General features: G+C 44.1%; 12 protein-coding genes. 10 read left to right on the forward strand and 2 right to left on the reverse strand.

All coding sequences use genetic code 11. The features are described from left to right. Window positions 1-20 precede the first annotated feature (20 nt). The 3 genes from DMO16_RS01515 (at window position 21) to DMO16_RS01525 (ending at window position 3,638) form a co-directional block, all read left to right on the forward strand. Window positions 21-686 (forward strand): helix-hairpin-helix domain-containing protein, encoded by a 666-nt coding sequence (locus DMO16_RS01515; RefSeq protein ID WP_129474955.1) that lies wholly within the window; start codon window positions 21-23, stop codon window positions 684-686. A 70-nt stretch (window positions 687-756) separates the two neighbouring features. Beyond that, complete coding sequence (locus tag DMO16_RS01520; RefSeq protein WP_061971218.1) at window positions 757-1,338, forward strand: ComE operon protein 2; 582 nt, start codon at window positions 757-759, stop codon at window positions 1,336-1,338. Between the two features lie 2 nt (window positions 1,339-1,340). Next, entirely contained in the window at window positions 1,341-3,638 is a 2,298-nt protein-coding gene (locus DMO16_RS01525) for a DNA internalization-related competence protein ComEC/Rec2 (protein WP_129474957.1), read from the forward strand. 33 nt (window positions 3,639-3,671) lie between these two features. Here DMO16_RS01525 and DMO16_RS01530 read toward each other — a convergent pair whose 3' ends face one another. Beyond that, entirely contained in the window at window positions 3,672-3,806 is a 135-nt protein-coding gene (locus DMO16_RS01530) for a YqzM family protein (protein WP_074440502.1), read from the reverse strand. 340 nt (window positions 3,807-4,146) lie between these two features. On the opposite strand from DMO16_RS01530, the gene holA reads away from it, so the two are divergent. Beyond that, window positions 4,147-5,166, forward strand: a complete 1,020-nt coding sequence (gene holA / locus DMO16_RS01535; protein ID WP_129474959.1) for a DNA polymerase III subunit delta — start codon at window positions 4,147-4,149, stop codon at window positions 5,164-5,166. Window positions 5,167-5,266: 100 nt separating this feature from the next. Here the strand turns inward: holA and rpsT are convergent, their stop codons facing one another. Continuing rightward, the gene (gene rpsT, locus DMO16_RS01540; protein ID WP_061971210.1) at window positions 5,267-5,533 is read right to left on the reverse strand and encodes a 30S ribosomal protein S20; all 267 of its coding nucleotides are present in this window, start codon (window positions 5,531-5,533) and stop codon (window positions 5,267-5,269) included. Window positions 5,534-5,686: 153 nt separating this feature from the next. Here rpsT and gpr point away from each other — a divergent pair, with 153 nt between their 5' ends. The 6 genes from gpr to grpE all read left to right on the forward strand — a co-directional run bounded on the left by gpr (window position 5,687) and on the right by grpE (window position 12,155). Next, window positions 5,687-6,802, forward strand: coding sequence for a GPR endopeptidase (gene gpr / locus DMO16_RS01545; protein WP_129474961.1), 1,116 nt, complete (start codon window positions 5,687-5,689; stop codon window positions 6,800-6,802). Window positions 6,803-6,865: 63 nt separating this feature from the next. Next, entirely contained in the window at window positions 6,866-7,216 is a 351-nt protein-coding gene (locus DMO16_RS01550; protein WP_240482247.1) for a DUF3679 domain-containing protein, read from the forward strand. A 142-nt stretch (window positions 7,217-7,358) separates the two neighbouring features. Further along, entirely contained in the window at window positions 7,359-9,182 is a 1,824-nt protein-coding gene (gene lepA, locus DMO16_RS01555) for a translation elongation factor 4 (protein ID WP_061971203.1), read from the forward strand. Between the two features lie 84 nt (window positions 9,183-9,266). Continuing rightward, window positions 9,267-10,406 carry a radical SAM family heme chaperone HemW gene (gene hemW / locus DMO16_RS01560; protein WP_129474964.1) on the forward strand — a complete coding sequence of 380 codons (1,140 nt, stop codon included), beginning with the start codon at window positions 9,267-9,269 and terminating at the stop codon, window positions 10,404-10,406. 90 nt (window positions 10,407-10,496) lie between these two features. Further along, window positions 10,497-11,519, forward strand: a complete 1,023-nt coding sequence (gene hrcA, locus DMO16_RS01565) for a heat-inducible transcriptional repressor HrcA (RefSeq protein ID WP_129474966.1) — start codon at window positions 10,497-10,499, stop codon at window positions 11,517-11,519. A gap of 39 nt (window positions 11,520-11,558) precedes the next feature. Further along, window positions 11,559-12,155 carry a nucleotide exchange factor GrpE gene (grpE, locus tag DMO16_RS01570; RefSeq protein WP_061971196.1) on the forward strand — a complete coding sequence of 199 codons (597 nt, stop codon included), beginning with the start codon at window positions 11,559-11,561 and terminating at the stop codon, window positions 12,153-12,155. The last annotated feature ends 1 nt before the right edge of the window (window position 12,156 follow it).

Consider the following 12,156-nt stretch of genomic DNA (forward strand, 5'->3'; position numbering starts at 1 on the left):
AAAATGAAAGGAGACACGGTATGTTAAAAAAATATGAAGTTTGGTTTCGTAAGCTGCGTTATATACTGCCTGCTGTTCTTGTAGTGGGGATAGGGGCAGTGTACGTGTATGAACAAAAGGTACCTACGGAGGAAACAGCCATAGAGGAGCTGCCACAGGAATTAACAGCGAAAGAATTGAATGCTGCCCAGAGTCCTGTGAAAGAGAGCCAAAAGCCGGCGAATTTGCAACCGGCAAAAATTATGCTCGATATAAAAGGAGCTGTGGTCCGACCGGGTGTATACGAAATGAAGGAAGGAGACCGGGTGATTGATGCAGTGGAAAAAGCCGGAGGATTCACGAAAAGCGCTGAACAGCGCAGTGTAAACCTTTCAGGCAAGGTAAAAGATGAGATGCTGCTCTATATTCTTGAAAAAGGTGAAGAAGCAACAGTGCCAGCTGGGGGTGATACCTTGGGAAATGGAGCAGGACAGGAGACTGACAGCGGACAGGCTGCAGTGAATATTAACACAGCCAATGATCAGGAACTGCAGACCATAACCGGCATCGGGCCCTCAAAAGCGAAAGCCATCATCACATTCAGGGAAGAGAATGGTGGCTTTAAAACGGTTGACGATCTGTTGAATGTGCCTGGCATTGGAGAGAAATCGCTTGAAAATATGAGAGCCCAAGTTACTGTCGATTAGGATTTTTCATTGACTATCCACTTGGAGAATGCCTACACTAAAGACAAGATTCGATTGGGGGAGAGAAAAAATGGAGCGTATTTCCTGGGATGAATATTTTATGGCGCAAAGCCATTTGCTTGCCTACAGAAGCACATGCACAAGGCTGGCAGTGGGAGCGACGATTGTGAGAGATAAAAGAATTATAGCGGGAGGATACAACGGTTCTATCTCAGGGGGTGTCCACTGTATAGATGAAGGATGCTATGTTATTGACGGACATTGTGTACGCACCATTCATGCAGAGATGAATGCTATCCTGCAGTGTGCAAAGTTCGGGGTTCCCGTAGAAGGTGCAGAAATGTATGTAACACACTTTCCTTGTCTTCACTGTTGCCGAACCATTATACAAAGTGGAATTAAAACCTTGTATTACGCACAGGATTACAAAAACCATCCCTATGCCATTGAACAATTCAGGGAAGCTGGCCTTGTTGTGAAGCAGGTTCCGTTTAATGAGAACAAGATGAACCCACATTATGAGGATCAAATGGAGCTGACGTTTGAACTTTTACGAGCCATGGAACAAGGGGCTGCAGACAGTCAGGATAAAGTCGAAAGGCTCAGACAGAAGGCTGAGCAGCTCTATCCTGCCCCACTGCATCTGAAATAAAGATGAAGGCAGGCTATCTTTATGCACTATGTGCGATAGCGGCAATCTATTCATCGAATGAACATTGCATCTGGGCGATTCTCATAATCGCTCTTTTTTATTTTTTACCGAGGGTGGATGGAAAAACGGTTTCCCTTTGTTTGCTTGTCTTTGTATTTTTTTATTTTTATTATCAATTGGCCGATGGACGAAATATAACGGATCTGAAGGGCGATGAAGGAGTATTCCTCGGAAAGATCGAAAGCATCCCTGACATTGACGGGGATTTGCTGAGCTTTAGGCTCAAACTGAAGGAAGAAACGGTCATTGTGCGGCAAAAAATTTCTTCACAGGAACATCAAAAATCCTTACGGGGTCAGCTAAAAGCGGGGATGGTCTGCCAGTTTCAGGGGAAGCTGGAACTTCCGCCAGGGCAAGAGAATTTTGCCGGAATGAATTATTCCGAGTATCTAAGAAAACAAGGGATTCATTGGCTGGTCACCGGTAAAGCTCTGCTGTCATCCCAGTGCAAATCACAGGATCGCTCGTTTTTTGACCATCTGATCTCTTTTCGATCGAAAGAAATTCAATTCATTGAGCGTACCTACCCCGAGGAAATCTCAAGTTTGTTGAATGCGCTGATCTTCGGATATCGGGACCATATTCCCGATAAAATCAATGAGGCGTATCAGCGTCTCGGCCTATCCCATTTGCTTGCTGTATCAGGATTGAACGTCGCCATTCTTTCCGGGATGCTCTTCGTTCTGCTTCTAAGGGCGGGTGTGACCCGAGAACAGGCCGCTGTATGTATTGCTGCCATACTGCCTTTGTATATATTTTTGACAGGTGGTGAAGCATCCATTGTGCGTGCCGGCATAATGGGAATGTGTATCGTGCTGTTGCAGCTATATAGAACGGAAGTGCATCCTTTAGCCATCATCTCTTGCGTTTGCCTGGTTATGCTTCTCATCAACCCCTATTATGCCTTTCAGCTTGGTTTTCAGCTTTCTTTTTTGAATGTGTTTGCGCTGATGGTTTCTTCCCGTTTTATTTTCATCCGCTATTCTTCCTACTGGGTTCAAATCTTCATGTCCAGTTTGATTTGCCAGTTGGTGTCCTACCCGCTGATTATTACCTCGTTTTATGAAGTTTCCCTTTGGTCTTTGCCGCTAAATCTCCTCTTCATCCCGTTATTATCTATCATTGCTCTTCCCAGTGCCATCCTTGGTGTTCTTTTTTCATTTGTTTCGGTTTCTTTAGCTAAACTTCTTTTTAATCCGGCAGTGCTTGTCCTGAAATTTACAAACCACACGCTTCTTGGCTTGGATCTTGGTACCTATGCCATGACGTTTGGTAAACCGCCGTTCATTATGTTCCCTGTTTATTACGCGGGGATTTTATACTTTTTGATTTGTTTGGAAAAAGGTGGTCTGACCCGGATGTTGATCCCGCCGCTCCTCTGTCTGTTTTCTGCCGGGATCCTGCATTGGAATATTCATCTTATCGATAATAAGGCAAGAGTGACTTATTTAAATGTGGGACAAGGGGACAGTACATTGATTGAGCTCCCATTTCGTAAGGGAGTCTATTTGATTGATACAGGAGGCACCATCCATTTTCCAACGGAAGCGTGGAAGAAACGAAAGAAGGAGTATGATGTCACAAAGGAGGTAGTGCTTCCGGCTTTAAAAGCGAGGGGAATAAGGGAAATTGATAAACTTATTCTCACACATGGTGACATGGATCATATCGGCGGGGCACAAACCCTTCTATCAGGTATAAAGGTGAAAGAAGTGCTGTTTCCGAAGGGAACGATCAAAGAACCGCTGGAAACACGGGTATTATATGAGGCGGCAAAAAGACACGTGCCAATCACCGTTACACAGCGGGGTAAAAGGGGAGGCGGGGTGTTTGAGGTGCTGTCTCCCTATGGAGACGAAACGGAAAGCAATGCACGCTCCATTGTTATCAGGGCACAAATAAATGCCACTTCCTTTTTATTTACCGGAGATCTGGAGGAGGGGGGAGAGCAGCGGATTCTGAGAGAGGGGGAGGCGACTGAGGCGACCTTTCTTAAGGCTGGCCATCATGGCAGCAAGACTTCCTCGTCTGCTGCGTTTATTGATCAAGTAAAACCGTCCTATGCCTTGATTTCAGCCGGAAAAAATAACCGGTACGGGCATCCCCATCCTGAAGTGATGAAACGATTTCTTGACCGGGGGGTTAAAACAATCCGAACGGATGAACAGGGTGATGTAGAAGTTACGGTTACAGGTGGAGGCTGGAAAATCCGGCATAGTGTAACCGCCTCCAAAAAATAAAAAGAAGCCTCACTGGGGGCTTCTTTTTATGTATTAAGATGCAATTAATTTGATGATAACTCCCAGTGCAAAGATTAACGTGAAAAAACCAAAGGACCAAACAAAGCCCATGCCTGAATCGATTAAATCATTCCGTTTGCTTTGAACGTCTTTTTCGAACTGATTCATTTCCGCAACCCTCCCATATCGATATAAGTATAAGCTATCCCTAAAAAAAAATCCATAAAGGATTCAGAATTGCACAGCAAATCCTGTATTCTTTGCCTGTTTTGCTAACTGTTGTCACCAATATTGCTGAGCCGCATAGGATATCATAACATTAAAGGGCATCTCAGGGTTTACTCGCTGGCTGCCGGGAGTCCCGGGTTCCTGGTAACCGGTGTTTAATATAAATGAAGAAGCAGCATATGCTGCTTCTTCTTTCTGCATTACATGCAATGAGGTTCCACTATTGAAAAAAAATGCGTTCCGTCTTACGATAGAATAGAGAAAGTTTGAGGTGAAGGGTTTGTCAATTACAGCATTACAACAGAAATTAAAACAGAATCAATTTGCTCCCTATTATATTTTGTACGGTACAGAATCTTATATTATAGAGAAAGCCATTTCATCTATTGTGAGTTACGCATTGAACGATGAAGACAAGGATTTCAATTATTCAGTATACGACTATCAGGAAACGCCGGTACAGGCGGTAATGGAGGATGCAGAGACACTCCCGTTCATGGGAGACAGGCGTGTGGTTGTCATAAAAAATGCCCTTTTTCTTACGGGAGCAAAATACAAAAGCAAGGTGGAGCATGATTTATCCACCGTCGAACGGTACATACAGGATCCTGCTGATTTTACAATACTTGTTTTTGTGGTGCCGGCTGAAAAGCTGGATGAACGGAAAAAGATTGTCAAAACATTGAAGAAAAACGGCGAGGTTCTTGCCGCCTCCCCGCTAAGCGGGGATTCTGCGATTGAATGGATCAAGGACCGTGCCATGCAGCATGGCGTTTTTATAGATGCAGATGCTGCCCAATATTTGAGTTCAAAAGTCGGTAATGAGCTGATGGCTCTCGTGCAGGAAATGGATAAGCTTGCATTGTTTGTAGGTGAGGGGAACAACATTTCCATTGAAGTCATTGATCAGCTGGTTCCCCGCACGCTTGAAGACAATATCTTTTCCCTGATTGATGATATCGTTCATAAGAAAATTGATGAGGCTCTCAGAACATTTTATGATTTAATGAAACAAAATGAGGAGCCCATTAAAATTCTTTCTTTAATGGCTCGTCAATTCCGGATTATCTTTGGTGTGAAAGAGCTGTTTGCCAAAGGATACGGAGAAAAGCAAATTGCCGGGGCGCTTAAGCTGCATCCCTATGCGGTCAAACTTGCTTCCAGACAGGCAAGGATGTTTGACGAACAAGAACTGTTTACCCTTCTGGACCGGATTGCAGAAGCCGATTATGAAATGAAAACCGGTAAAATGGACAAGCAGCTGATTTTGGAGCTTATCATGCTAAAAATGGCCAAATAAAACGAGGAAGACCCGTAAAAGGGATTCTTCCTCGTTTTTATTTAGATTCTGCTCCAAAAATAAAAACGACCCATAAGGTCGTTTCATGTCTGTTCCCGTATTACGCGTTAATTCCGTTCAACGCTTTAGCAAGACGAGACTTTTGACGTGATGCTGCGTTTTTATGGATAAGTCCTTTAGTTGCCGCTTTATCAACTTTTTTAGTAGCAGCTACAAAAGCTTCTTTCGCACCTTCAGCATCGTTGTTAGCGACCTTCGTTTCGAAATTTTTCACAGCTGTACGCATAGCAGACTTTAAAGATGCATTGTGAGCACGGTTCTTATCGTTCGTTTTTACACGTTTAATAGCAGATTTAATATTAGCCAATCCATTCACCTCCCTAACATTGCAACTTGGGTTGCAAAAAAATAGGACACAAAGTATTCTATCAGTTTCATTCTTCAATTGCAATACAAGAATGAAAAGGGTTTTTGCGGGCAAAAATAGAGACAATATATCCCATGACAGGACGGTGCCTAAATGAACAGCAAAGATCTCGATTTGAACAAATACAATGTCCGGACCGATTTAGCGATTGAAGCGCATGAAATGCTGGTCAATGATGAAAAGATGAAGGAGAAAGAAAGCACAATAGAAGGAATCATCATTAAAGAACAGGATCATGACGGGATAAAACTGACCCGGGTGGAAATTGATGAACGTGGAGCAGAGGCTACAGGCAAAAAGCCAGGTACATATTTAACGTTTGAAATGCAGGGCATCAGAGAAAAGGATTCCGCTCTGCAGGAGCGGGTTCAGGAAGTATTTGCCCACGATTTCAGAAATTTTATGAACGAGCTGGGCATCCAGGAGACGGATACTGCTTTGGTCGTCGGTCTGGGCAACTGGAACGTCACACCTGATTCACTGGGTCCAAACGTATTGGAAAATCTGCTGATCACCAAACATTTATTTGATATATCTCCTGAGAACGTGGAGGAGGGGTTTCGGCCGGTGTGCGCCATTTCTCCAGGAGTGATGGGAATCACCGGTATAGAGACAAGCAATATTATTGAAGGTGTGATCAAAAAAGTCAATCCTGATTTTGTCATTGCCATAGATGCTCTTGCGTCACGCTCGCTTGAACGGGTAAACACCACCATTCAGGTTTCTGACAGTGGAATCCATCCGGGTTCAGGGGTAGGCAACAAACGAAAGGAACTCAGCAAGGAGACGCTTGGTATCCCCGTGATTGCAATTGGCGTTCCAACGGTTGTGGATGCAGTTACCATTGCAAGTGACACGATTGACTATATTTTGAAACATTTTGGACGGGAAATTAAAGAGAAGGATAAGCCTTCTAAATCTCTTGCTCCTTCATGGATGACATTTGGAGAAAAAAAGGTACTGAATGAGGATGATCTTCCGGCGCAAGAGCAAAGACAGTCGTTTCTTGGAATGGTGGGCACATTGGAGGAAGATGAAAAGAGGGCATTGATAAGAGAAGTTCTGTCACCGATCGGTCATAATTTAATGGTAACTCCGAAGGAAGTGGATACGTTTGTGGAGGACATGGCCAACGTGATCGCAGTGGGGCTGAATACCTCGCTTCACAGACAGGTGGACCAATCGAACAGCTCTTCTTATACGCATTAACACATAATAGGACAAGCTTTCACATACGAATGTATTAAATTGAAGGTGAACGGAGTGGGTCCTGTGACGAAATTTATGATCAAGTGTTTTTTAATTACTGCTGTCCTTTTTTTCGGCGTTCTTCTTGGAATGCAACAGGCTTCTGATGGAATGAGCGCATTAAAAGGAAATAAGGAGAATGGTGAAACCTTGACGCTTGAAACAGGCAAAGGTGCTGGGGAGGCTGAAGTACTTGGCACCCAGGTCGATGTGCATGACTTAAAAACAAAGCAAAAGCAGCTGGAAGAATCAAAAGCGTTTAACTTTTTTTCTTCAATGGGAGAGAAAGTGTCCGGCCTTGTTTCTTCCTTATTCCAAGGAATATTGAGTCTGATTTCAGCCATCCTTTCACAAATTTTTGGTTCCCTGAGCTGACAGTTATTTTTCTCGCGGAAAAATAACTGTTTTTGCTTTATAAGCGCTTTCGCAATTAGGTGGGTTCAGCATTGAACAACAGTGCTTGTATTGCTATAATCTAAACTAGTGTACTTTGCGCAAAAATGTAGGAGTGAAATGAATGAACCGAGAACAAAAACTGGAGAGGCAATCGAGGATTCGGAATTTTTCCATCATTGCTCATATTGACCATGGAAAGTCCACGCTGGCAGACCGGATTTTAGAGAAAACCGGCGCTCTTACCCAAAGGGAGATGAAAGAACAGCTTCTTGATTCCATGGACCTTGAACGTGAGCGTGGAATTACGATAAAACTGAATGCTGTGCAATTGAATTACAAAGCAAAAGACGGGGAGACATACATTTTTCATTTGATCGATACCCCGGGTCATGTTGACTTTACCTATGAAGTATCCAGGAGCCTGGCTGCCTGTGAAGGAGCCCTGCTTATTGTTGATGCTGCTCAAGGGATTGAAGCACAAACGCTTGCCAACGTTTACCTGGCGCTTGAAAACGACCTGGAAATTCTTCCGGTCATCAATAAGATCGATCTGCCAAGTGCAGAGCCGGAGCGGGTAAGGAATGAGGTAGAAGAAGTAATTGGTCTTGATGCGTCTGAAGCTGTCCTCGCTTCTGCTAAAGCGGGAATTGGTATTGAAGAAATTCTCGAGCAGGTTGTTGAGAAAGTTCCGGCACCGGCTGGCGATCCCGATGCCCCGCTTCAAGCCCTTATTTTTGACTCCCTTTACGATCCATACCGCGGAGTTGTCACATATATTAGGGTGACAGAAGGAACGGTAAAAGTGGGGGATAAGATCCGTATGATGGCCACCCAAAAGGAATTTGAGGTCGTGGAGCTTGGAGTCTTTACCCCTAAAGCGGTCAACAAAGACTTTTTAACGGTCGGCGATGTTGGCTATTTAGCCGCGGCGATTAAAAATGTTGGGGATACCCAGGTGGGTGACACCATTACAAGCGCGGTTAAACCGGCGGCAGAACCGCTCCCGGGTTACCGAAAAATGAACCCGATGGTTTATTGCGGTCTGTACCCGGTGGACAATGCCAAATATAATGATTTGCGCGAAGCATTGGAACGACTTGTGTTGAACGATTCAGCACTGCAATATGAACCAGAAACTTCCCAGGCGCTTGGCTTCGGTTATCGCTGCGGTTTCCTTGGCCTGCTTCATATGGAAATCATTCAGGAGCGAATCGAGCGAGAGTTTAACATCGATCTGATCGCCACTGCTCCAAGTGTTATTTACAATGTGGCGATGACCGATGGTGAACAGGTCATCGTGGATAACCCGGCCAACATGCCTGAAGCCCAACTCATTCAGACGGTGGAAGAGCCGTATGTAAAAGCGACGATTATGACACCGAATGATTATGTTGGAACGATCATGGAAATTTGTCAAAAAAAACGCGGGATTTTCCAGACCATGGACTATCTTGAAAACAATCGGGTCAATGTGCTGTATGAAATCCCTCTTTCTGAAATTGTTTATGATTTCTTTGACCAATTGAAGTCAAGCACAAAGGGCTATGCTTCACTCGATTATGAATTGATCGGCTACAAGCCTTCCAAACTGGTAAAGATGGATATTTTGCTTAACGGGGAAAAGATTGACGCACTATCGGTTATCGTTCATAAAGATTTCGCGTATGAGCGGGGGAAAGTAGTCGTCGAAAAATTGAAAGAGCTTATTCCGCGCCAGCAGTTTGAGGTTCCTATTCAAGCTTCCATCGGTCAGAAGATCATTGCCAGATCGAACATTAAAGCATTGCGTAAAAATGTACTGGCGAAATGTTACGGCGGTGACATCTCTCGTAAGCGAAAGCTTCTTGAAAAGCAAAAAGAAGGTAAAAAGCGGATGAAGACGATCGGGCGTGTTGAAGTCCCTCAGGAAGCGTTTATGGCGGTCCTGCGCATGGACAATGATTGATTTAGCCGAATAAAATAGGCACCAAGAGAAGACCGCAGATTTTTTGCGGTCTTCACAAATTTTAGAAACGAAAGCAGTGATCGTATGCCGGATGCGGCTTATTTTCATATTCCATTCTGTGTGAACATCTGTCATTACTGTGATTTTAATAAAGTTTTCCTGAAGGGCCAGCCTGTCAACGAGTACCTGGACTATATGGAAAAGGAAATGAAAAACACGCTAAAACAGTCACCGTTCTCCAGCATGAAGACACTTTTTGTTGGAGGAGGGACTCCGACTGCTCTGGATTATGAGCAATTTGAACGGTTTTTAAACATGGTTAATCAGTACTTCTCGTCTTTTGACCGGCAGGAATTCACGGTGGAATCCAACCCGGAACAGACGGATCTAAGAAAACTTGAAATCATGAGAGATGCGGGTGTTAACCGATTGAGCATTGGTGTACAGGCATTTCAGGATAATTTATTGAAAGAGCTCGGACGGACTCATAACCAGCAGGATGTTGTACGAACGGTTTCGGAGGCCAAAAGGCTGGGGCTTGATAACATATCACTCGATATTATGTTCGGTCTTCCACGCCAGACGGTTGAGATGCTGAAGGAAACGCTTGATATCGCATTTTCGCTTGAGGTGCCTCATTTTTCTGCCTATTCCCTGCAGCTTGAAAGGAAAACCGTTTTTTATAATCGTGCTGCCAAAGGGGAACTTCTGCTGCCTGAACAGGAAGAAGAGGCGCGGATGTATGAGGTGCTCATGGAAGAGATGGATAAGCATGGTTATGTTCAATACGAAATCTCAAACTTTGCGAAACGTGGTTATGAAAGCCGGCACAATCTGCAATACTGGGATAATAACGAATATTATGGTATTGGTGCGGGGGCTCACAGTTATGTGCACGGAACACGAAATGCTAATGCAGGACCGCTGAAAAAGTATATGTCGCTCATTGATGAGACGGGTTTTCCTTATATACATAAAGATGTTCTGTCATCTTCCGAGAAAATGGAAGAGGAACTTTTTATGGGACTCAGGAAAATGAAAGGTGTTTCTGATCAGCGATTTATGGAACGCTACGGGCTGTCGATGTTTGATGTGTTCGGAAGTCAAATCGATAAACTGCTGGAGCGTGGGTTGGTCAAACGATCGGGGAAGATGCTTGCATTAACCAGGAATGGAACGTTTTTGGGCAATGAAGTGTTTCAAGAATTTATCGGAGTAGTTTAATCGTTGACAATCTTTAGTGGCATTTGGTAATTTAATATTAGATTTAGCACTCACTCTTTTGGAGTGCTAACAGCCACGGAGGTGAAAAGGATGTTATCTGAAAGGCAGCTTTTTATACTTCAGGTGCTGATCGATGATTACATCCAGCACGTTGAACCTGTTGGATCCCGGACGATTTCTAAAAGAGAAGACGTTCATTTCAGTTCTGCTACCATTCGAAATGAATTAGCTGATCTGGAGGACATGGGGTATCTTGAAAAAACGCACACCTCTTCCGGACGGGTGCCTTCTGAAAAAGGGTACCGTTTCTATGTGGATCATCTGTTGAGCCCGACCATTCTTTCAACAGCTGACATTTTTAACATACAGGATTTATTCAATGAGAAATTGGCAGAAACGGAACGGATTTTTGAGCAATCCGCCAAAATTCTATCCGAACTTACCAATTACACTTCCATTATCCTGGGACCTGAGGCTCTGGAAACGACATTAAAGCACATTCAGCTGATTCCGTTGGGAGGACAGCAGGCCGTCGCGATCTTCGTCACAAGCACGGGCCATGTGGAAAACCGGCATATCTCCTTGCCGGGTGGCATAGCGCCCGAAGAAATTGAAACACTCGTCAATATTTTGAATGAAAAATTGACGGGTGTTCCGCTCGCGGAGCTCCACCAAAAAATACGAGATGAGCTTAATCTTGTGTTCAGAAAGCATATTAATAATCACCAGCAAGCGTCATTGTTTATCGATGATATCTTTAAGTGGAGCAACAGGGATAAAATATTCTTTGGTGGAAAAACAAAGATGCTGTATCAGCCAGAATTCAGGGATGTGGAAAAAGTCCGTATTCTGCTTGATGCACTGGAAGAGAAGACGGTCATCGAACAGCTGTTATCTGCGAATAATGAAGGGATAACCGTAACGATTGGACAGGAAAACCAGGTGGAAGCGGTCCGGAATTGTAGTCTGATTAAAGCATCCTACTCTTTTCACGGAAAGCATATCGGCACAATTTCATTAATCGGGCCGACCCGAATGGAGTACAAACGGGTTATCGGTCTGCTTGATACCATCAGTAAAGAATTTACGAATCTGTTTAATGCGAGATATTAAATCTTAACGAACACCGTATCAGGTTAGGGAGGTGACAACATGGAAAACAATCATAAAGATACTGCTGAATTTGAGGAAATGAATGATACTTTGCAAGAGGAAGCTGCTGAGGCTGAACAACATGAAGTTCCAAACGCGCAGGGTGATGAAGATCAAGCGGCTGAATCATCTGAACCTGTTGTGGAAGACAGCAGAATTGCTCAACTGGAAGCCAGCCTGGCTGATACTGAGAACCGGCTGCTTCGTGTACAGGCCGATTTTGAAAATTTCAAACGCCGTACACGGGAAGACCAGGCGGCTCAGTTAAAATATAAATCTCAAAGTCTGATTACACAGCTGTTGCCTGCTCTTGATAACTTCGAAAGAGCCATGGATGTTAAGGTGGAAGATGCTCAAGCCGCTTCTGTTCTGCAAGGAGTGGAAATGGTGTATCGCCAGCTTCTTGAGGCGGTGAAGAGCGAAGGACTGGAAGTTATTGAAACCGAGGGAGCAGCATTTGACCCGAATCTTCACCAGGCGGTCATGCAAGTCCAGGATGAAGAATATGAGTCCAACGTGATCGTTGAAACCCTGCAAAAGGGATACAAATTAAAGGACCGAGTCATTCGGCCGGCAATGGTAAAAGTAAATCAGTAAT

Origin of the sequence: Fictibacillus sp. S7 (genome assembly GCF_004127935.1) — a bacterium.
GTDB classification, from domain to species: Bacteria; Bacillota; Bacilli; order Bacillales; family Fictibacillaceae; genus Fictibacillus_C; species Fictibacillus_C enclensis.